General features: G+C 39.0%; 10 protein-coding genes, 1 tRNA gene and 1 pseudogene. 9 read left to right on the forward strand and 3 right to left on the reverse strand.

Translation table 11 applies throughout. From position 1 onward, the window contains the following. Positions 1-16: 16 nt before the first annotated feature. Positions 17-538: a hypothetical protein gene (locus tag A4G25_RS13070; RefSeq protein ID WP_141755882.1), complete on the reverse strand. Its 522-nt coding sequence runs from the start codon at positions 536-538 to the stop codon at positions 17-19. Between A4G25_RS13070 and A4G25_RS09170 the strand changes: the two genes are divergently transcribed. The 8 genes from A4G25_RS09170 (at position 537) to gtfB (ending at position 17,051) form a co-directional block, all read left to right on the forward strand. Further along, on the forward strand, positions 537-6,890 hold the full coding sequence (locus tag A4G25_RS09170; protein WP_160298049.1) for an accessory Sec-dependent LPXTG-anchored adhesin: 6,354 nt from the start codon (positions 537-539) through the stop codon (positions 6,888-6,890). The genes A4G25_RS13070 and A4G25_RS09170 overlap by 2 nt on opposite strands. A gap of 82 nt (positions 6,891-6,972) precedes the next feature. Continuing rightward, positions 6,973-8,184 carry an accessory Sec system protein translocase subunit SecY2 gene (gene secY2, locus A4G25_RS09175; RefSeq protein ID WP_047130916.1) on the forward strand — a complete coding sequence of 404 codons (1,212 nt, stop codon included), beginning with the start codon at positions 6,973-6,975 and terminating at the stop codon, positions 8,182-8,184. Between the two features lie 15 nt (positions 8,185-8,199). Beyond that, complete coding sequence (gene asp1, locus A4G25_RS09180) at positions 8,200-9,750, forward strand: accessory Sec system protein Asp1 (protein WP_047130915.1); 1,551 nt, start codon at positions 8,200-8,202, stop codon at positions 9,748-9,750. After that, positions 9,740-11,272, forward strand: coding sequence for an accessory Sec system protein Asp2 (gene asp2, locus A4G25_RS09185; RefSeq protein WP_047130914.1), 1,533 nt, complete (start codon positions 9,740-9,742; stop codon positions 11,270-11,272). Before asp1 ends, asp2 begins: the two co-directional genes overlap by 11 nt. 5 nt (positions 11,273-11,277) lie before the next feature. Next, positions 11,278-11,784 (forward strand): accessory Sec system protein Asp3, encoded by a 507-nt coding sequence (asp3, locus tag A4G25_RS09190; RefSeq protein WP_047130913.1) that lies wholly within the window; start codon positions 11,278-11,280, stop codon positions 11,782-11,784. Further along, positions 11,777-14,167: an accessory Sec system translocase SecA2 gene (secA2, locus tag A4G25_RS09195; RefSeq protein ID WP_047130912.1), complete on the forward strand. Its 2,391-nt coding sequence runs from the start codon at positions 11,777-11,779 to the stop codon at positions 14,165-14,167. The genes asp3 and secA2 overlap by 8 nt, the downstream gene beginning before the upstream one ends. Before the next feature lie 15 nt (positions 14,168-14,182). Then, a complete protein-coding gene (gene gtfA / locus A4G25_RS09200; RefSeq protein ID WP_047130911.1) occupies positions 14,183-15,706 on the forward strand; it encodes an accessory Sec system glycosyltransferase GtfA in 1,524 nt (507 codons plus the stop codon). Beyond that, a complete protein-coding gene (gene gtfB, locus A4G25_RS09205; RefSeq protein ID WP_047130910.1) occupies positions 15,699-17,051 on the forward strand; it encodes an accessory Sec system glycosylation chaperone GtfB in 1,353 nt (450 codons plus the stop codon). The genes gtfA and gtfB overlap by 8 nt, the downstream gene beginning before the upstream one ends. 53 nt (positions 17,052-17,104) lie before the next feature. Here gtfB and A4G25_RS09210 read toward each other — a convergent pair whose 3' ends face one another. After that, positions 17,105-18,130, reverse strand: coding sequence for a DNA-3-methyladenine glycosylase 2 (locus A4G25_RS09210; protein ID WP_052766716.1), 1,026 nt, complete (start codon positions 18,128-18,130; stop codon positions 17,105-17,107). A gap of 132 nt (positions 18,131-18,262) precedes the next feature. Here A4G25_RS09210 and A4G25_RS09215 point away from each other — a divergent pair. Continuing rightward, positions 18,263-18,352 (forward strand) — tRNA-Ser (locus A4G25_RS09215). Between the two features lie 207 nt (positions 18,353-18,559). Here A4G25_RS09215 and A4G25_RS13160 read toward each other — a convergent pair. After that, positions 18,560-24,307: pseudogene (locus tag A4G25_RS13160) on the reverse strand (YSIRK-type signal peptide-containing protein); the annotation flags it as partial. Positions 24,308-24,388: the final 81 nt, after the last annotated feature.

Below are 24,388 nucleotides of genomic sequence, written 5' to 3' on the forward strand. Positions count from 1 at the left end.
CGACATCACTTAGTAATCAACTTTCAACAAGCGATTCGACATCAATGAGTACATCGGAGTCTATCAATACAAGCACATCAGAAAGCACTAGCTTATCAATTGCGACAAGTGAAAGTATTTCGGCAAGTATGTCAGACTCAGCAAGTATTTCTGATTCAACACGGATCAGTCTTTCAACAAGTACATCAGATTCACTCAATAATTCAGCATCTATTAGTACAAATTTATCTGAAAGCACATCAGGTTCAATAAGCTTATCTGAATCACTGAGTGACAGCTTATCAATAAGCCAAGCTAATTCTGGATCTGAGAGCCTGAATGAATCTGAAAGTGAGTCGGCATCAAACAGTGCATCAGGTTCAACGAGTGCCAGTGCATCAGAAAGTGAAGTGAACTCAGCAAGTACATCAACATCAATAGAACAAAGTACATCATTAAGTAATTCAATTTCAGCAAGCACATCTAGTTCTATTGAAAAGAGCACATCAGAAAGTGCAGCTATTTCCGAAAGTGCTTCAAACTCAGAAAGTTTGAGCATGGAAGAAAGTGCATCAATAGCGGCCAGCCAGTCAGCATCAACGAGTGACAGTACAAAAGAAAGTACTTCTATTTCAACTAGACTTTCCGATTCAACAAGTTCAAGTATTTCAACGAGTGATGCGAACTCAGAAAGCTTATCGACATCAATGAGCAACAGTACAGTATTAAGTGAATCGCAATCAGCAAGCCTGTCGACATCTACAAGCAAGAGCACATCAGACAGTACAGTGGTTTCGGAAAGCCATTCAGCATCAGACAGTGCCAGCGAAGCAGACAGTCTATCACTAGCTGACAGCATTTCGAAATCAACAAGCGAAAGTGTAGAAGCGAGTGCATCGAATTCCGAAAGTATGGCAGCATCAACAAGCAGCAGTACAGCAATCAGCGAATCGCTATCAGGCAGTCTATCTACATCTACAAGCAAGAGCACATCAGACAGTACAGTGGTTTCGGAAAGCCATTCAGCACCAGACAGTGCCAGCGAAGCAGACAGTCTATCACTAGCTGACAGCATTTCGAAATCAACAAGCGAAAGTGTAGAAGCGAGCGCATCGAACTCAGAAAGTATGGAAGTATCGACAAGCAATAGCATAGTCGCAAGCGAATCGCTATCAGGCAGTCTATCTACATCGACAAGCAAGAGCACATCAGACAGTACAGTGGTTTCGGAAAGCCATTCAGCATCAGACAGTGCCAGCGAAGCAGACAGTCTTTCATTAGCCGACAGTGTTTCGAAATCAACAAGCGAAAGTGTAGAAGCAAGCACATCGAACTCAGAAAGTATGGCAGCATCGACAAGCAATAGTACAGCCGCAAGCGAATCGCTATCAGCAAGTCTATCTACATCAACAAGCAAGAGCGCATCAGACAGTACAGTGATTTCGGAAAGTCACTCTACTTCAGACAGTTTTAGTGAATCAAGCAGTCTTTCATTAGCCGACAGTATTGCGGCATCAACAAGTGAGAGTATAAAAGAAAGTGCTTCGAATTCTGTTAGTCTCTCAGAATCGAAGAGCAGCAGTGTGGTAGCAAGTGAATCATTATCAGCAAATCTGTCAACTTCAACAAGCAAGAGTGCTTCTGAAAGTACGTCAGTTTCAGAAAGCCATTCAACATCAGACCGTGTCAGTGAATCAGATAGCAACTCACTCGCAATCAGTCTTTCAGAATCAACAAGCGAAAGCATAGAAGCGAGCGCATCGAATTCCGAAAGTATGGCAATATCGACAAGCAGCAGTACAGCAATCAGCGAATCGTTATCAGCAAGTCTGTCAACGTCAACAAGCAAGAGTGCTTCAGACAGTACAGCAGTTTCAGAAAGTCATTCAACATCAGACAGGGTCAGCGAAACAGACAGTCTATCATTAGCTAACAGCATTTCAGAATCGACAAGCGAAAGCATAGAAGCGAGCGCATCGAACTCCGAAAGTATGGAAATATCGACAAGCAATAGTACAGTCGCAAGCCAATCACTATCAGCAAGTCTGTCAACTTCAACAAGTAAGAGCACATCAGACAGTACAGTGGTTTCAGAAAGTCATTCAACATCAGACAGGGTCAGCGAATCAGACAGTCTTTCTCTTGCAGACAGTCTTTCGAAATCAACAAGCGAAAGTGTAGAAGCGAGTGATTCCAACTCAACAAGCTTGTCTAATTCAATGAGCGACAGTACAGTTATCAGCGAGTCGCGTTCGACAAGTTTATCGAAATCAGAAAGTACGAGTACTTCAGAAAGTGATTCTATTGTGATCAGTACATCAGAATCAAACAGCTCAAGTATTTTAGAGAGCGCATCTCAGTCGACTAGTTTAGCTGAGTCCATGAGCGACAGTATAGAAACAAGTAATTCACGCTCAATAAGCCTTTCTGAATCGCAAAGCGGAAGTGAAGCGGAAAGTACAACAGAATCAATGAGCATTTCTGAATCATTAAGTAGCAGCATAGCATTAAGCGAAGCGAACTCAACAAGTGCATCAGATTCAGCAGTTGCAAGTACCTCATTAAGTGAATCAAGTTCAACAAGTTTGGCGGATTCAATGAATGCAAGTACTTCAACAAGCAGTATCAATTCAGAAAGCTTATCCACATCATTAAGTGCAAGTACAGTTGCGAGTGATTCTCTTTCAGTAAGTCTATCAGGATCAATCAGTGCAAGTACCTCAGATAGTATAGCTGAATCAAACAGTATCTCTGCTTCTTCAAGTGAATCAGATGCAGCAAGTGTTTCATTGAGTGAAGCACATTCAACTAGCCAGTCAGAATCTATGAGTATCAGTGCTTTAGACAGCGAAGCGAATTCTGCAAGCTTATCAGCTTCATTAAGTACAAGTACAGTTGCCAGCGAGTCGCTCTCAACAAGCTTATCTAGTTCTATCAGTACAAGTACATCGTTAAGCGAAGAAGTATCAATGAGTATTTCTAAATCGATGAGTGCCAGTACTTCTGATAGCGAAGTAGAATCATTAAGTTTAGTGGATTCGTTGAATGCAAGTACATCATTAAGCGAAGTTGAATCCACAAGCATATCCGACTCAAGAGAGGCGAGTACTTCATTAAGTGAAATTACATCAGCAAGTCTATCTGGTTCAATGAGCGACAGCATTTCATTAAGTGAATCGAGATCAGCGAGTCTTATAGATTCATTAACACAAAGCGTATCGATGAGCGAGTCAACTTCAGCAAGTTTATCGGGTTCTGAAGCGGCGAGTCTGTCTATTAGTATTGCAAATTCTGAAAGCACATCAGATTCAATTAAAGCGAGTGAATCATTAAGTACAGCTTATTCAGATAGTCAATCAACTTCGGTTAGTACCAGCACTTCAGACAGCAATGTTGTTTCAGCGAATGTTTCGACATCACAAAGTGCAAGTACATCTGAAAGTACAGGACATTCTTTAAGTATCAGAGACAGTAATTCTATGAGCGCATCATTAAGTGAAGATACAAGTACATCGCTAAGCAGCTCTACAGCAGCCAGCGACAGTGCAAGTACATCACTTAGCACATCATTGTCATCCAGCTTGTCAGATTCAACTGCGAGTGATTCTGCTTCAATGAGTGTAAGTACATCAGCAAGTGAATCTATGTCGGAAAGTCTAGAAGACTCGATAGCGGCAAGCACGTCATTAAGTGAAGCAGCTTCAACAAGCTTTTCTGACTCGACTAGTGCCAGCATGTTAGTCAGCACTTCTGAATCAACAAGTCATTCAGAATCATTAAGTGAAAGTACAAGCAGTTCAACAGCAGCAAGCGAAAGTACAAGCAGTTCATTGAGCCAATCATTATCTGAAAGCACTTTAGTTTCAACAAGTGATTCTGAAGTAGTAAGTGAAAGTGTATCTACAAGCACATCAACATCAACTGACAACTCAACATCAGTGAGCAGCAGTTTAGCTGAAAGTACTTCAATCTCAATCAAAGATTCTGAATCCATGAGTGAAAGCATTTCAACAAGCTTATCCACTTCAACAAGTACGCTTAATGACAGATTGGAATCAGAATCGATGAGTACTTCAGTTTCTATAATTGATTCAACATCTGTCAGTGATTCAGCATCGTTGAGTACTGTTACATCAATCAGTGAATCAGATGCTGTTAGCGAAAGTTTATCAGATAGTCGTTCATTATCAGTCGTCAATTCTGACTCAACAAGTACAAGTATTTCAACTAGTGCTTCGCTATCAGTTAATGAATCAACATCAGAAAGTGAAAGCATTTCAGCTAGTAAATCCACATCGATTGTGGACTCAGAATCAGAAAGTACAAGTATTGTAGCAAGTACATCACTATCAGTAGCGGATTCAACGTCATTAAGCGATAGTACTTCTATAAGCGGCAGTGAATCTCTATCATCAAGTGCAAGCTTGTCGGCAAGCTATGCAGCATCAACAAGCATTTCAGAACAAGAAAGTGAAAGTCTTTCTGCAAGCCATGCAGCATCAGATAGTGCTTCAACATCCTTAAGTGCGAGTCTTTCAGAAAGTCATTCAGCATCATCAAGCGCATCTGAATCATTAAGTGCAAGCTTATCAGCGAGTCATTCATTATCAGCAAGTACGTCTGACATCGTTAGCGAAAGTTTATCAGCAAGTCATGCGGCATCAGATAGCAAGTCGATTTCAACAAGCAGTAGTCTATCAACAAGCTATTCAGGATCAACGAGTGATTCGTTATCTATCAGTACGAGCCTTTCAAATAGCTATTCAGGTTCAACAAGTGTATCTGGAGTGTTGAGCGATAGCTTGTCAGCGAGCTACTCAGCATCAACGAGCGATTCGTCATCAATCAAGGAAAGCTTATCATTAAGCGATGAAACTTCACTCAGCAATGCAGAATTTGTTCAGACAAGTCTCGTAGAAAGTTATTCGACAAAATATAGTAATTCAGTTTCAATGAGCGAAAGCTTATCGATGAGTGATTCTAGCTCAGCAAGTACATCCGACGAACTTTCAAATAGTCTTTCAGCGAGCGCATCTTTAAGTGACGCAGATTCGACAAGCCTGAATGATTATCAAAGTGCCTCTGTTTCAATCAGCACATCATACTCAATTTATGAAAGTGGCGTATATAGTGAAATCAATTCACTAAGCCATTCAGCATCGACAAGTTCAAGTATGTCAGTGAATGATAGAGATTCAATCAGTGAGGCTGCTTCATTAAGTGATAGTACATCACTTAGTAACCTGAACTCAGATAGTACTTCAGCGTCAATAAGTACAAGTGCATCATTAACAAGTGAGAATGTAGCGAGTACATCAGATTCATTATCAGTAAGTAATTCAATGAGTAATGTGTATTCAACAAGTACTTCAGAATCATTAAGTGCCAGCACGTCGCTTAACGATATTAATTCAATCAGCACATCTAATTCAGTGTCTGTAAGTAATTCAGATAAAGATATGAATCAAATCAGCACTTCAAATTCTGTTTCAGCAAGTACATCATTCAGCGACTTGAATTCAATGAGTCAATCAGCTTCACTCAGTGCGAGCACATCAATGCGTGAGTCATTATCAGTAAGTGGATCAGGCTCTGCAGATACGGATGCTTCAGTAAGTGCTTCAAATTCTGAAAGTACTGCAGCATCAATAAGTACAAGTGCATCAGACAGAGATTCGATTTCGATACGTCAATCTGACTCATTAGCAGCAAGTACTTCTGCAAGCGATGCAAGCTCAATGAGTATGTTAGATTCTATGAATGCGAGTGCATCACTAAGCAATGCGAACTCAGAAAGCATCTCAAAATCAATGAGTGATAGCGTTCAAACAAGTGCTTCAAACTCAGACAGTCAATCACAAGTCTTATCTGCAAGTACATCTCTAAGTGATGCAAGTTGGGCAAGTAATTCCGTATCATTAAGCACAAGTGCATCAACAAGCATTTCAAGTTCTGAAAGTAAATCCGCATCATTAAGTACAATCACGTCAGAAAGTACATCAAGTTCAACAAGTACTTCAGAATCAGTAAGTATCAGTGCATCCTTGAGTGGCTCAAGTTCTGTTGTAGCATCAGAATCATTAAGTGCGATAGCATCAGAAAGCAGTTCACATTCAATGAGTATATCCATCAGCAACTCTGAATCGGCAAGTATGTCAGAATCTGTCAGTGATTCAAGCAGCATACCACCATCAGAAAGTACATCCGATAGCAATAGCGGTTCAATAAGCTTACCGCCGTCAGAAAGCACGTCGACATCTATCAGCAATTCAGAATCAACAAGCGTGTCAGGTTCAATCAGCGGCTCAATCAGTACACCGCCGTCAGAAAGTGCATCCGATAGCAATAGCGGTTCAATAAGCTTATCGCCGTCAGAAAGCACGTCGACATCTATCAGCGATTCAGAATCATCAAGTGTGTCAGGTTCAATCAGCGGCTCAATCAGCGCACCGCCATCAGCAAGCGCATCAACATCAGTATCTGAAAGTCTAATGCCATCAAATAGCACTTCAACATCAGTGAGTGAATCAACGAATATACCATCGTCAGAAAGTGCATCAATGTCTATCAGTACTTCTGAATCTATCAGTGACTCAGAATTCTTAAGCAATTCAATATCACAAAGCGTTTCACCTGAAATGCGCACATCAAACAGCGAAACTATTTCAACTTTAGAAATAAGCGCGAGTCAATCTGTGACATCAGATCAAACTTCAACAAATATGATACAACCTGATAATCAGAATTCAGAACAAGCATCACTTCAAGACAAAGTTAATCAATTGCCGGATACGGGTAATAATGAGAATAATAGAAGAGGTCTCATCCCTGCAATAGCCGCAATGTTAGCAGGTCTTGGATTGATAAAAAGAAAGAAAAAAGACAACAAAGAAAATAAAGATGAGGAATAAGGATGAATAAAGGTTAAGGTCTTCCAGCACACAGTGCTGTGCTGGGGCCTTGCCTTAATTTTTTAAATAAAAGAGGATTAACATGAAAAAATATCTCAAAGACTATGAATATAAAATTTTATACAAACGTATTATTTTTACATGTTGGATTCTGGTGATATACATATTCGGTACACACATCCCAGCCGTTACAACGATGAGTACCAATACCTCAATCAGTGACTTTTATAAAATGACAGCCGCAAATGTCGGAGGAGATTATCATGCGCTTAATATATTCTCGCTCGGTTTAGGTCCATGGCTGACTGCCATGATATTTATGACACTATTTTACTATAGGGATTCAGAACGTATGATGAAACAAACACGTCGAGAAAAAAGTGCGAAAGAAAGAATATTCACCCTGATACTCGCTTTAATTCAAGCATACTTTGTCGTTTTTACATTGCTTTCACATGTCAAAATCGGTCAAAGTGAAAGATGGTTGATTATTTTAGTATTGGTAACAGGCGCGATGATACTTGTCTGGTTATCGGATTTAAATATGAGGTTTGGTATTGCAGGGCCGATGCCGATAGTCATGATTAGTATTATTCGTTCCATCATGCGGCAAAATATCGCACTATCAGAATTAGGACCCGTTCTAATCATTACAGCAATCCTTGTGCTGATTATCATTTTATTATTCTTAATTTTTATTGAAATCACAGAGTACCGTCTGCCTTATTTAGATGTGATGGATGTTTCATCAAGAAAAGAACATACTTACCTCGCATGGAAATTGAACCCAGGCGGCAGTATAGCGATAATGATCAGTTTTGCGGCGTTCTTTGTATTGAACAGTGCAGTTAATTTAATCGTTCAATTCTTCAATTCAAAACATCACGGGGCACTTAACTTCTTAGATTTTTCTACACCGACAGGAATTACGATATTTTTACTATTACAACTTTTGCTTAGTTACGGTATTTCACGATTGTTGCTTGACCCTAAACGTAAAGCGAAAGATTTTAAAAAGAATGGCGATTTCTTCCCTGGCGTAGAACCTGGAAAACCAACGTATCAGTATTTGATTCATAAAGCACGACGCATCAGTTGGTTAGGAGCATTTATCGTAACGATTATTATCGGTATTCCATTATATGCAACATTGCTGATTCCGCAATTTTCTAAAGAAATCTATTTGGCAGTACAAATTATTGTATTAGTTTATATCAGCTTGAATATTGTAGAGACAGTGAAAACATACTTGTATTTCGACCAATATAAAAGTTTCTTAAATCGTTACTGGTAAGAAAGGAGGGGTAGTGTGAAATATTTAATTCCAGCTTGGTACAACGAAGGAAAATGGTGGCGTGATAAAGCAGTCCCATTTTATGAAACACATTTAACAACAGAATTTGATGATATGGTCAGCCTCGGCAATATGTTTGAAAAACATAAAGAGCCCTTTGAGATTATTTGTTTGAATTATCATTCTGAGCTGCGTAATTTTTTATATCGCAATGGTCTCTTTGAATCTGCTTATTGGTCAGTGTTTGATGAGATACAAGGCTTTGAACAAGCTACACCGCAACCGATAGATTATCGTGATTTGTATTGGCCAGAAGGCACAGAATTTATTTATACACCTTATATTGTTAAAGCTTATACCGGCACACATACATCCTCTAATATTTATATGAGTCAAGAAGGATATTTGACTTGGATTGAGGATTATCAAGATACGCAAATTGAAAAAAGATATGTGTTTGATGACCGCGGTTTTCTTTCCAGTGTGACGTTTTTTAATGAAAACAAGCAACCAGAAAGAATGGCTTACTTGAATCGTGAAGGCAAAACGGTGATGGAAGAATATTTAGAAACAGGAGAAGTCAAGATTGCTGAGGATTTTCTTTCACGTTTTAAACAGGCAGAATATACATCGATGGATAAGGTGATAAAAGAATTTTTAACAGCCTATATCAAAGCGTGCCAGAGTCATCAAAACGCTTATATTGCTGCTTCTGATTTGAGACATAATACATTGTTGGCTGAAGTCATTGACGGTAAGCAATTAACATTTTCTCTTTTCAGCCGAAGACAACCTGAACTGAGTGCCTCTGATTTAAATACAATCAGCACCGCACAACATTGGCTAGTAGATTCACAAGCACAAGAAAATAAGTTGAAACAGTACAAAGAAGAAGCAGACCTTACGACTGATGTGATGCACCATACACCATTTCCAGCTGAGATACTGCCGAATTTAAGTAGCCAATTGCATGAAACGGAAATCGGGTTGATGATTGATGGTTTATCGCTTGAAGCGGTAAATGCACAATTAGATGTTTTAATTCCGTATGTCCAACAAAAAGAAGAATTACGTCTGGTGTTGTTGACACGTCACTCACGATCTCAACGTGCAGAGGCATTAAAGGGACGAATTGATGAAGTGAATGAACAGTTTGCGAAAGCTCAGCCCGGCTATTTATTGATGGATGAAACACAGATTGCTGAATTAAAATTGGTACGTTTTGAATTCATTCCATTTGAAGCAGATGTTGTGAAACTTATATCCACACTCCGTATTATGATTGATTTGAATACGGAACCAGATTTATTTTTACAAATCAGCAGTATCAGTGCAGGCATTCCGCAAATCAACCGTTATCGTACTGAATACATGCGGGATAAAGCCAATGGATTGTTAATTACACATAATAACGAACTCCCTCAAGCTCTTGATACATTTCTTATCGGCTTGAAAAACTGGAATTTTGCATTTGCTTATTCAGTCCAATTGGTCGAAGCCTATTCTTCTGAAAAACTGGTACAACAACTTAATCGATTTATAGAAGGTGAAACATATGGCACGTAAATTCAGAGCACTCCAAATCGGTCCGAGCAACTATCAAGATGCTTTTGAAACACAAAGCGAAATAGATTGGTACTATATCAACGCTGAAGAGATTGAGCATGATTTTGAAACAATTTATAAAGAGGTACAAGCAGAAAAAGCATTTGAATTTATTTTGATACAAACAGCATTTTCCGAGAAATTGGCAGTTTTGTTAGACATATTGAGTGAACCTTTTAATACTTATATTGAAAGTCCTTATTGGGAAGATAAATTTGAGCAGTTCAGTGATGAAAGAAAGTATTTTTATAGAGCAGTGATGGGGGAAACTGAAGCGGATTTAATTGATAAAATCAAAACAATCGGTTTCTCAGGACAATACGGAGATAAAGTCAGCACAATAGATGCTTTAGTCAACCCAGCATTTTCAGGTTCGATGAAATACAACGGCAATGTCAATGTAGAGTTAGAAGGTGATTATGGAGAAGTATTTTCACCGCTTATACATTGGAAAACAATTTTAACGGCCAACAAAAATAAAGCCAATGATATTTGGCCTGAATTTGAAATCGAAGGGGATGTAGAACTGCAATATACTTTTAGAGTCGGTGATAACAGTGCGGTTGATCGTATTTTAGAGACACATACATTTACCCAAGATGAATTAACTGAACCGATTACCATTCAAAAACAACCCATCAACTGTTATATTGCGGTTTCTATTAAAGCGAAGGGTTCAGGCAAAGTTAAAATCGGTCCGGTGCATAAACGCTGGTCGCGATTAGATTTCGGTGACTTTATATTAGGCGGCCACCGTTTTACAGATGCACACCGCAATGAATTTATTTATTATTTCAACCCAGGAGACTTAAAACCGCCGTTGAATGTGTATTTCAGCGGTTATCGTCCTGCAGAAGGATTTGAAGCCTTTTTTATGATGAAAAAAATGGGGGCGCCTTTCTTATTATTCGGTGATCCGAGACTTGAAGGCGGTGCTTTTTATGCAGGCTCTGAAGAATATGAAAAAGCAATTACACAAACAATTAAAGCTACATTAGCTGAATTGAATTTTTCTGATCATGATTTAATCATGTCAGGATTATCAATGGGGTCATTCGGGGCATTGTATTATAGCGGAAAATTAAAACCTAAAGCAATTATTGTCGGCAAACCGCTGGTTAATATGGGAACGATAGCCGCGAATATGCGCTTAGTACGTCCGAATGACTTTGGGACGATGCTTGACATTTTATTGAAAAATGAGCATTCAAATGAAGAAATCGCAATCCAACGTCTTAATGATAAATTCTGGAAATATATGAAAAATAATGATTTATCCGATACAACATTTGCGATTTCATATATGGAACATGATGATTATGATCCGCATGCCCATGATGATTTAGTCAATTATTTCGGTAAACAAAAGGTGAAAATCATCAGTCGCGGTATTCCAGGACGACATAACGATGACACACCGACCATCGCAAATTGGTTTACCAACTTCTACAATATTATGCTCAGAAATGAGTTTGGGAGATAGATAGTATGGCAGATGCACAACATTTTAATGTTTATTGGCGACAAATCAATCAGTCTACTTTTATGTATGGCGCAAGATTACAATTTAAGTCTGACGGCGTCTTATATTACAACCGTCTAATGCCTTCAGGTACTGTGATTCATGAATGGTATATGCATACAAACTTTTATACCGATCGTGCATTTCCGGCACTTCCTTTTTTGAAAAAAGGTGTCACGTATCAATTTAAATTCCACGTAACTTCAACACCGGCTGATACGGTTTATTTTAAAATTATCTTTTTAAAAAGAAACGGTACGGAAGCAGCTACGTATATCGCGAAAGAACATGAAATAGAGATACAGATGCCAGAAGATGCATATGAGTACCAAGTACAAATGATTAATGCTGCAATGGAATCACTGTATTTCAAACGTATAGAAATTATCCCGGAAGAAAAAGTGGCAGCAACGCCTCATCCTGCTGATACTTTAGAAGCACTTCGTCAAAAGGGAGGTGGCAATGATGGCTAATGTCATGCAGCAGACAGTTAACCGCATGCGCTTGAAGTCTTTAGAAAAAACATTACGTAAAATTAATCAATTGAGCGATACAATGGCTGAAAAAACAGATGCTGAATTACAGAAACAAACAGCTATTTTTAAAGCAGCATTAGAGAATGGAAAATCTCTAGATGATATTTTACCGCAAGCTTATGCGACAGCGCGAGAAGCCAGCAAACGTGTTCTTGGTATGTATCCGAAAGATGTGCAAGTTCTCGGTGCCATTGTTTTGCATGAAGGCAACATTGCAGAAATGCAGACAGGGGAAGGCAAAACACTGACTGCAACATTACCGCTGTATTTAAATGCTTTAAGCGGACAAGGTGCTTTTCTAGTCACCACGAATGATTACTTAGCTGAACGTGATTATGAAGAAATGTGTCCTTTGTATGAATGGCTGGGTTTAACTACTTCTTTAGGTTTTATCGGAGATCCTGATTATGAATACCAGCCTGGAGAGAAACAAGCGATTTATAAAGCGGATATTATTTATACAACAAACGGACGTCTTGGTTTTGATTATTTAATTGATAATTTAGCAGATTCGTTAGAAGGCAAATTTATGCCGGATTTGAATTATGCATTGATTGATGAAATTGATTCTATTATTTTAGATGCTGCACAAACACCACTTGTGATTTCTGGTGCTCCGCGCGTCCAATCCAACTTATTTGAAATTACAAAGCAATTTGTGCAGACGCTTGAAAAAGACCGCGATTTTAAAATTGATGAACGTAAAAAAGAAGTATGGCTGACGTCAAAAGGCATCGAAGCCACACGAGCATATTTCAATGTACCAGATTTATATGAAGCACGTCATTTAGATTTAGTGCGCAATATCAATTTAGCATTACGTGCACGTTATTTGTTTGAAGCAGATATTGATTATTATGTGTTAAAAGGTGAAATTGTATTGATTGACCGTATTACAGGGCGCTTATTGCCCGGCACTAAATTACAATCTGGTTTGCATCAAGCCATTGAAGCTAAAGAAGACATTGAAATCACAAATGACATGAGTATTATGGCTACAATCACTTTCCAAAATTTATTCAAGCAATTCCATCAATTTTCAGGCATGACCGGTACTGCTAAACAAGGAGAGAAAGAACTGAACGATTTGTATAGTAAAATTGTAGTTCAAATCCCGACTGATAAACCAGTTCAGAGGGAAGATTATAAAGATAGAGTGTTTATGACGATTGAAGAAAAAAATAAGGCACTGATGCAACGCTTATTAGAGCTCTATCATTCTAAGCGACCGGTGTTGTTGATTACACGTACAGCTGAAGCGGCTGAACAATTTTCGATGTTCCTTTTTCAAAACAACATTCCGAACAATCTGCTGATTGCACAAAACGCAGCAAAAGAAGCACAGATGATTGCTGAAGCAGGACAACTTGGTGCAGTGACTGTGGCAACGAGTATGGCCGGACGCGGTACAGATATAAAATTAGAACAAGGTGTTGCTGAACTTGGCGGATTGGCAGTTTTAATTCATGAGCATATGGATAACAGCCGTGTTGATCGTCAATTGCGCGGCCGTTCTGGTCGGCAAGGTGACCCAGGTTCATCGCAAATTTATATTTCGCTAGAAGATTATGTTGTAAAACGTTGGGGCAATACGCATTTATTAGACAATGAAAAATTAAGACAACAAGATGCATCAGAGCTAGAACAAAGCCCGCTCTTTCGGCACAAAGTCAGCAAGATTGTACATAAAGCACAGCAGATTTCTGAAGAACAAGGTATCGCAGCACGTGAGATGGCCAATGAATATGAAAAAAGTATCAGCATCCAACGTAAATTGATATACAAAGAGCGTAATAAAATATTAGCACTGAATGATTTCAGTCAATTTGACATAGAACATATGGCAGAAGATGTGTACCGCCAGTTTGTTAAAGAGCATTGGGATCAACTTGATGCCAATCGTTTACGTGCTTATATTTACAAAAATGTCAGCTTTGATTTTAAAGGTGATATTGAAGAAAAAACATTAGAAAACCAAGAGACTGCCATTGAATTTTTAGTCCGTTTGTTTCAATCACAAAAACGAAAAACGGCTGAAACTATAAATGATGCTGAAATGTATCATGAGTTTTTACAGAAGTGTGTATTAAAGGCTATTGACCAAGGTTGGATTCGACAAGTAGACCATCTGCAGCAATTAAAAGCCAGTGTGAATAATCGTCAGAATGGACAACGCAATGCTATTTTTGAATACCATCGTGCAGCACTAGAATCATATGAAACGATGGGTGAAGAAATTAAACAAAACATAATCCGTAATATCAGTTTAAGTATGGTGACATTCGGCCAAAAAGATGCAATGATTATCCATTTTCCATAATTAGGGGGAAGCAAAGTGACAATTTATAATATTAATTTCGGTATTGGCTGGGCAAGCAGCGGTGTAGAATATGCACAAGCTTATCGTGCCAAGCTCTTAAGAAATTTTAAGCATCCATTGAAATTTGTATTTATTGATTTGATTCAAAATGAAAATATTCAAACGTATACCGAAAATATGGGTTTTCAAGACGATGAAGTTATTTGGTTATATCAGTATTTTTCAGATATTCCAATTGCACCAACGACTTACACAGTTCAAGATTTATTGGATACAGTTGAAAATAAGGTTGTACGTACAGAACAAGCTGGAAAAGTACGTCGCTTATTTATGCCGGGTGATCAAAACTTTATTACATGCTATTTGAAAGATGAGAATAGTGAGATTATCAATCGCGCTGAATTTGTGGTAAATGGTAATTTGATTCGTAAAGATTTCTATTCCTATACACGAGTTTATTCTGAGTTTTACGCACCCTTTGAACAACGCGCTAAAATTTATTTGCGCCAGTTTTATAATCAAGATGGTTCGATTGCCTATCAAGAGTTTATTGATGGAGAACGTCATATGTATAGTTTTAAAGATGCTAAGTTTTACAGTAAAGAAGCATTTGTCGCTTATTTTATGAAACAATTAGCATTATCTTCAGATGATGTGGTGATTCTTGATCGTGCTTCTCATGAACTTCATATCGGTCAAGCTGTCTTGCAACATAAAGGTGACAGTAAACTGGGTGTAGTGGTACATGCAGAACACTTTAGTGAAGGCAGTACCAATGAAGAAACGATTTTATGGAATAACTATTATGAGTATCAGTTTCGTAATGCACCTGAATTCGATTTCTTTATTACAGCGACAGATTTGCAGAATGAAATTTTAACCAAGCAGATGCAACAATATCAAAATCATACGCCTAATGTTCATACAATACCTGTCGGCAGTCTGCATGCGTTGAGCTATCCAGAAAAAGGGAAGACACGCCGGCCTTATTCAATTATCAGTGCATCTCGCTTAGCTTCTGAAAAACATGTCGATTGGCTGATTCGCGGTGTTGTTAAAGCGAAAGCAATGATACCTGAAATCACCTTTGATGTTTATGGTGAAGGCGGCGAACGCAATGCACTGCAAGATTTAATTCGTGAATTAGGTGCTGAAGATTACATTCAATTACATGGACATGTCAACTTAGCAAAAATCTATCCGCAGTATGATTTATTTGTATCAGGGTCAACAAGCGAAGGTTTCGGTTTAACGTTAATGGAAGCGGTTGGTGCAGGTTTAGGCATGATTGGTTTTGATGTGAAATACGGCAACCCGACATTTATTGAACACGGGGGAAATGGTTATTTAATCCCGCTTGATTTAAAACAAGACCGCTTAGATGAGATTACAGATAGAATTGCTGCACGTATTGTGGATTATTTCCAAGGAAATACTGAAGATTTTCATCATAAATCTTATGAGATTGCAGAAGCATTTAAAACGTCGCATATTCAAGAAAAATGGCGTGACTTGATAGGAGAGGTGCTCAATGATTAATCTATTTGAACGTTTTAATCAACCGACTGAAACATTGTATCATTCAATGATGGAAGCAGGATTAGACCATCTGACTGTTGTATTAAATGATGATGGGTTTTTACCGGAAGCAGTGACTTCGCCTTATCGTTTTTTTGCAGAAAATGAAATTAAAGACAGCGACCATGCTTTGTATTTCAATGAAATAGAAGTACCACGTTTTTGGGATATCGAAGGAGATAACAATCAAGCGGTGATTAAAGATATGGGGCAAGTGCGCGGGAAGATTCATTATCAACCGAATTATAAACAACGTATTGTCAGCAGTGTAGAGTGGTTGGATCCACAAGGGTTTGTCCGCTACCGTGACCATTATGATCAATTCGGCATACGTTTTGCTCAAACCACATATGATTTACGCGGTGTAGCTATTTTGAAGGAATATTTTACGCGTGAAGGAGAACCGATTATTTATGTGAATTATACGACGTCGAATTATGTGCTGACATGGCATGGAAAAGATTATTTCTTTGAAACTGAAGCGGATTTTATTGTGTTTTATTTAGAAGTTATGGGCATTGATTTAGATAGTTTTGTGATTAATCATTTAGGCACACCTTTATCTGTTGTTTATAATTTAGGAATTGAAGGTCATGATTATGTTATTTGGCAAGAACATATTGATATCGATGCAGCATTGCCGGGTAATATGAGTTTGGTATTGAATGAAGGGAATCTTAATCGTTCATTGCGTGATTTTACATTGGTGGTGCCTGATCGTCATGAGTATGACCAAATTGTTGAAAAAGTGGATAAAGAGGTAAAACAGAAAGTGGAGTTAGGCGGTTATATCTATCCATTTACACGTCGCAATCAATTTACGCAAAGTATATTAACGATGACGAATTCAGATCAAATCGAGAATTTGGAGGAATTGGTGAAATTAAGTCCTCATTTGAAATTTCATATTGGTGCTTTAACTGAAATGTCTTCTAAATTGATGGCGATGGAGCGCTATGAGAATGTGAAGCTTTATCCATCGATTGAACGCGAAACCGTGAAGAAACTATATGATGACTGTGATATTTATTTAGATATTAATTCAGGTAATGAAATTTTAGATGCGGTTCGGCGTGCCTTCTTATCAGATATGTTGATTTTTGCATATGCGGAAACGGTACATAATTTGAAATATGTACTTGATGGAGAAGAAGGCAATGTCTTTAAAACTGCTGATTACCGGGGGTTGATGCATAAATTGCATCAGACTGTAGATAATCATGAAAAATGGCGCGGTTTATTGAAACGTCAAAAACAACAAGCGAATGCTGTGGAGGTTAAAACGTTTCGTCGATTATTTGAATAAAGCAAAAACGCTCGAATCTTTGTGGTGGTGAGGATTCGAGCATTTTTAAAGCTTTAATTGAGTGTGTTCCATAAATTGTCGACTGCGTAGCTGCGAACCGGATGCCATTTTTCTGCAGCGACTAGACGAGATTTTGATGTTGTATGGTTTGGCATTGCGTTTTTGATACCGATGTCTGTTTCTAAGAAACTATCAGTATAGCCGAGTGCTCTCATACCGATGTATTGTGCTGTCCATTTACCGATTCCTTTGATTGCTAGTAACTGTTTCATTTCAGCTTCAGCAGTTTCCATTTGGACGGTGTGGCGCGAAAAAGGAAGGGGAGATTCAGCACCCTGTACTATAGGATTTAATTGCACTTCATTATTTACAAGTGCTTCAGCTAAAGCAGCGATTGTATTGGAACGACGACCTGTAACGCCTAAAGGTCCTAATATATCTGAAATAGGTATGTCACCATGTGCTAAACGCACAAATTTTTCAGGGATGGGGAACAATGTATCTAAACCGGTTATTTTAGTTTTAAAGGATGTACCTAATGCATGAACAAGTCTGCCGGATATCGTTGTAGCTGCTTTGACAGTGATCTGTTGTCCTAATATTGCACGTACGCCTAATTCAAATCCGTTAAATGCACCTGGTACACGTAATCCTAACGTTATCCATTGTTCGTTAAGGGTTTTGTTGATGATTTCAGGATTGACTTCTAAATCAAATAAATGTTGCAGTTTTTGAACAACTTTATGCCATTCAGGTATTAAGCTTACACTCATTTCTACTAAGAGTGCATTGATTTTTATATTATTTTTTATCTTAAGCCAGCCTTTTACGGCTCTTTTTGTAGTAGAATCTTTAAGCAAGACGGTACGTGCATAGTAATTATCTTGTACTATTTCAACGCCCGGAATAGCTCGTTTGCTTAAATAATCTATCATTGCTGTCCAAATATAAGGTGGTTGATAATATAAATTAAATTCTATTGATTGATCGTACCAACTGTCATCAACGGAGTTGGTAAACCATGTGTCTTTATATAAGTTTTCTTTGAATGTATGAATAAATCGTTGTGTGAATTGCATTGTTTCACTCCTCATTATTCCATACCCGATTTAAGCAAAGTACTTGAAATCATATATTAGAAATTTTATTGTGGAAGCTGTCAGTGTTTAATCATCATCAATTTGCGAAAAGAAACACTGTCACAAGAGAATGGAGAAGTACCCAAGTACGGCTGAAGGGATCGGTCTCGAAAACCGACAGGGGCTTAGTAGCTCGCAAGGGTTCAAATCCCTTCTTCTCCGTCAAATCAAGCACGCTGATATAGAGGTCAGCGTGCTTTTTATTATATTTTTGCGAATACACATATTGTGATTAGGATCTGATTTTAAATGATTCCATAAAAAAGCAAAAAAACCTAGAGACTGTGGAAGTCTCTAGGTAAAGATTAACTATTCTTTATCTTCTTTTTTTCTTCTGCTGAAAGCTGCTAATCCAAAGAGTGCTAATAATGAGCCGAACAATGTTGTGTTTGTATTGTTTTCTTCAGTACCGGTATTTGGTAAAGCTTTTGCTTTAGATTTATTATCAGAAACGTCTTTGTGTTGTTTTGGTTCAACTTTATCAGCTGCTGGTTGAGTTTTCTTAGATTGTTGTTCATTTGCAACTGTAGTTTCTTTTACTTCATCAGAAGTTTTAACATTGTCAGTAGGTTCAGTTTTTCCGTGTTTAGGTTCAACAGGATCTTTTGGTGTTGGTTTTGCTGGTTCAGGTGTTTCTTTTTTAGCGATAACAGTTGGTGTGTACTTAGCTGTTGCTGCTGTACCATTTTTATCAACTCGTTTGACTAAAACGCCTTTGCCTTCTCCAGTGAATTTAGGATCCGGAGTAAATGTTACTTCACCGTTAGGATCGATAGTATATGTGCCTTCACCAGGAACTACTACTTTGTCTACTTCTTCACCCGTATTCGGATCAACCAACTTAGGTGCGATTGTGTTGTCAATCGGAACTAAAGGATCACCGCTTTCGAATGTAGGCGTACCATTTTGTACTTCGCCTTGAGGGCCTTCAGATGTGGCAGGTGTACCTTTAGGTGTTACTGCTGTCACATTAGGAATAAATTTAGCAGTCACCGTTGTACCATTTTTATCCACACGTTTGACTAAGATACCTTTGCCTTCTCCAGTGAATTTAGGATCCGGAGTGAATGTTACTTCGCCGTTAGGATCGATAGTGTAAGTACCTTCACCAGGAATTACTACTTTGTTGACTTCTTCGCCAGTATTCGGATCAACCAACTTAGGTGCGATTGTACTGTCAATCGGAACTAAAGGATCTCCGCCTTTGAAAGTAGGCGTACCTTCTTGAGGTTGACCTTGAACACCTGTAGAAGTAACCGGTGTACCAACTGGAGTAACTGGAGTTACGCTAGGTGTGTATTTAGCAGTAACCGGCGTACCGTTTTTATCCACACGTTTGACTTCAACGCCTTTGCCTTCTCCAGTGAATTTAGGATCCGGAGTGAATGTTACTTTACCGTTAGGGTCAACAGTGTAAGTACCTTCGCCAGGAACAGTCACTTTGTCGACTTCGTTGCCAGTTTTAGGATCAACTAGTTTAGGTGCAACTTTGTCATCGATTGTCACTAAAGGATCTCCGCCTTTGAAAGTAGGCGTACCTTTTTGAGGCTGACCTTGAGGTCCTTCAGATGTTACTGGTGTGCCGACAGGAGTTACCGCATTCACTTTAGGTGAATATTTCGCAGTAACTGTTGTACCGTTTTTATCCACACGTTTGACTTCAACGCCTTTAGCGTCACCTTTGAATTGAGGTTCCGGAGTAAATGTAACTTTACCGTTAGGATCAACAGTATAAGTACCTTCGCCAGGAACAGTCACTTTGTCAACTTCGTTGCCAGTTTTAGGGTCAAGCAACTTAGGTGCAACTTTGTCATCGATTGGCACTAAAGGATCTCCACCTTTGAAAGTAGGCGTACCTTTTTGAGGTTGACCTTGAGGCCCTTCAGATGTAGCCGGTGTGCCGACAGGAGTAACTGCTGTTACGTTAGGTGTATAAGTTGTTTGAGCTGGTGTACCATTAGTATCGACTCTTTCAACTTTAACAGGTGTTGCTTTACCGACAAATTGAGGTTCTGGAGTAAACGTTACAGTACCATCAGCATTTGCTGTATAAGTACCTTCGTTTGGAACTTTCAAAGTATCGACTTTAGCACCAGTAGCAGGGTCGATTAATTTAGGTGCAACATTTTCGTCAATCGGTACCGCTGGATCTCCACCTTTGAATACTGGTGTGTCTGTTTGAGATTGACCTTGAGGTCCTTCAGACTCAGTTGGCGTACCGACAGGAGTTACAGCGTTCACTTTAGGCGTATATTTCGCAGTAACTGTTGTACCGTTTTTATCCACACGTTTAACATCCCCACCTTTAGCATTACCTTTGAATTGAGGTTCCGGGGTAAATGTCACTTTGCCATTAGGATCAACAGTGTAAGTACCTTCGCCAGGAACAGTCACTTTGTCGACTTCGTTGCCAGTTTTAGGATCAACTAGTTTAGGTGCAACATTTTCGTCAATTGGTACCGCTGGGTCTCCACCTTCGAAAGTAGGTGTACCAGATTGAGGCTGACCTTGAGGTCCTTCAGACTCAGCTGGTGTACCAACAGGAGTTACAGCCGTTACTTTTGGTGTATAAGTGGTTTGAACCGGTGTGCCATTAGTATCGACTCTTTCAACTTTAACAGGTGTTGCTTTACCGACAAATTGAGGTTCCGGAGTAAATGTTACAGTACCATCAGGGTTAGCAACATAAGTACCTTCATTTGGAACTTTCAAAGTATCGACTTTAGCGCCAGTAGCAGGGTCGATTAATTTAGGTGCAACTGTTTCATCAATCGGAACTAAAGGATCTCCGCCTTCGAATGTAGGTGTACCTGTTTGAGTTTTACCTTGTACACCTGTTGTTTCTGCTGGATTAGCAGTTGGTGTTACAGCGTTCACTTTAGGTGTGTATTTCGCAGTAACCGGTGTACCGTTCTTATCGACACGTTTAACATCAACGCCTTTAGCATCACCTTTGAATTGAGGTTCCGGAGTGAATGTCACTTTGCCATTAGGATCAACAGTATAAGTACCTTCGCCAGGAACAGTTACTTTATCGACTTCATTACCAGTAGTCGGATCAACCAACTTAGGTGCAACATTTTCATCGATAGGTACATCTGGGTTTCCGCCTTCAAATGTAGGTGTGCCAGATTGAGGCTGGCCTTGAGGTCCTTCAGACTCAGCTGGTGTACCTACAGGTTTAACAGGCGTTACGTTTGGCGTATAAGTTGTTTGAGCTGGTGTACCATTAGTATCGACTCTTTCAACTTTAACAGGAGTTGCTTTACCAACAAATTTCGGTTCCGGAGTGAATGTTACAGTACCATCAGGGTTTGCCTTATACGTACCTTCGCCAGGGACTGTCAAAGTATCGACTTTATCACCAGTATTAGGATCAATTAATTTAGGTGCAACTGTTTCATCAATCGGAACTAAAGGATTTCCGCCTTCGAATGTAGGTGTACCAGTTTGAGGCTGACTTTGTGTACCTTCAGATTCAGCTGGTGTAACAGTTGGAGTGACTGCTGTTACATTTGGTGTATAAGTTGTTTGGGCAGGTGTACCGTTTTTATCAACTCTTTCAACTTTAACAGGAGTTGCTGTACCGACAAATTGAGGTTCCGGAGTAAACGTCACAGTACCGTCAGGGTTTGCTTTATAAGTACCTTCGCCAGGGACTGTCAAAGTATCAACTTTAGCGTCAGTAGCAGGGTCGATTAATTTAGGTGCAACTGTTTCATCAATAGGTACCGCCGGATCTCCGCCTTTGAATACTGGTGTACCTGTTTGAGGTTGTCCTTGTATATCAGTTGTTTCAACAGGGTCTGCAGTTGGTGTTACAGGTGTAACCGTTGGGATATAAACTGCATCCATAGTAGTAGTACCATTAACACCTAGGTTATTGTTTTCTAAATTATTTTCAGCTGTGTTGCTTGTCCAGCCTGAAGTATTACCATTCAAGTCAGTACCGCGTAATACAATACCTTTTGCAGTACCAGTGAATTGAGGTTCTGGAGTAAATGTGATTGTGCCATCTGGTGCTACGTCATATTTACCTTCACCAGGAACTGTTAATGTTGATACTAAATTACCATTGTCATCAACAATTTTGACTGCTACAGTTGTGTCCATTTCATTTACTTTTGGCCAATCTTTTTCTACGCGTCCATGTGCAGTAAAGACTGCTTTAGACGTTTGAGGTTGACCCTGAAGACCATTTGTTTCTGATTTTTCACCTCTAGGAGGGTGAACAACTTTAATTTCAAAATCTTCTACTTCACCAGAATATGCGACACCGTTTGGAAGATTGACTGAATCTTCAGCAAGTGAAGTACGGACTCTTACACCGAGATAATCAAGCGAATCATCCGTGATTTGAGGTAAGTTTTTGAATAAAAGTGTGATTATTTTACCATCTGAGCCTGTTCTTGATACAGTTGCTAATTCAGATTTTTCTTTTTCATCAAAGAGACCATTATTGTTGAAATCAACCCATCCACGAACAAATGAAGTATCGTTATCGCTTGTGTTTGCGATGATATCTAATGAGTAAGTTTGATCGGCGGCATTATAAACGATATATTTTTGGTTTTCACCAACTAATTGCTGTTCACCTTCATCAGGTGCTTTTGCAGTGTTTGGTGTATCAAGATTATCAGTTTGCCATTCTTTATATTGTTTGTTTGGTATATTCAAATCAATATCTGCTTTTTGTGTACCTAAAAAGGGTTGGCTGACATTTGCAGTTTCAGTTATAGCATGAATAGCTTCACCATAAGAAGAAGGGGCATCACCTGTATCTAAAATAACAAAGCCCATTTGGACTGTTTGTATTCCAGTAGAGTTTACAAAGAAAGAAACTTCAGTTGCTCCAGTCGTTACAACGATTGGTACACTGTTTTCATCCTGTCTTGTTTGGTTGGGACCGAAGATCTGAGTACCTAAACCGCCGAAGTTTTTATCAGGAGAAACATAATATTTACCTTTACCATGCTCGCCTTTGTCAATCGAATCTATAAAATAACCGTCATCCGCAGTAATTGGGTGATAATTTTCTGGATTGCCTTCATTTTTGGCATTCGTAAACAATTCCCATCCTGATCCATTCGTAGTATAAATCAGCGCTTCGATATTTTTAGCTTCTTCTCCATCGGACATGACAATATTAGCTGGCACTTCTTGACCATTGTAAGTAGTTTTAACTTCAAAAGTTGCTCCGACGTTACCATAATTTCTATTAGAACCGAAATTTGTCAGTCCTTCACCTGTATCTACTCCTGCTTTTTTCAAATGAGACCAATTCGGGTCTTGCTTAGTAACGACAACATAGGCAGGTTTATCGATTTCATCGGCATGTGCATCTTTTCTGACAATGTTAGTAGCATGCGGGTTATAACCAGAATCATCATCTCCTTCAGCGCGACGTGCATACATTGGAGTCGCTTCAAATGGTTGTAAAGATTTAACAGTTGCCGTAACAACTAAACCAGGCATAATTTCTTTTTCATATTTTGTTCCAACTTTAAGTGCAAGCTGACCAGTATCGCTGAAAGCAGGATTAGAAATAGAATCAGGGTCAGAGAAGTCTAACCAAGTAATTTGGTTGTTGACATTTTGAACTTGTTCTTTAGTTAAAGCAGGTAAGTCTGCCGCTTTAGTAACGCCAGTTTGAACTACTGGATCAGGTCCAATCATGTTATCTGTGGCATTCAAACTAGAGCCTGGAACTGCTGCAGCTCTTGTAGCAACGACTGGTGTTGCAGGGGCAGCTGCGGGTTGTGTTTGAGTTGCTGCTTCAGATTGATCTTTAGGTGTATCTTGTGGCTGTGCTTGAGTTGCTGTTGCATCTGCTGGTTGGTTCGTTCCGTTTTGCTGTGCGGGAGCATCAGGGTTTGGTTGTGTTTCTGTTGTAGTTGTAATTGTTTCTTTAGGTGCATCATTTGGCTGTGCAGCATCTAGAGTTGCTGTGGCTGTTTCAGCAACAGGATCTTCAGTACTTGCGCTAGCATTATTTGAGATGCCTAAAAATAATAAGCTGCTTACTAAAATAGATGCTGTTCCTACCGTGAATTTTCTTATGGAATATTTGTTTTGAATGTTTGGCAAGAAATCTAAGCGTTTATTATTTTTCTTCATGTTGTTATTCCTCCCGTTGTTTAATGAAAAACTGCTTGTTATTTACATATATTTATTAACGAGAAACTAGAAGGGGTAGCC

Source organism: Staphylococcus condimenti (genome assembly GCF_001618885.1).
GTDB lineage: Bacteria > Bacillota > Bacilli > Staphylococcales > Staphylococcaceae > Staphylococcus > Staphylococcus condimenti.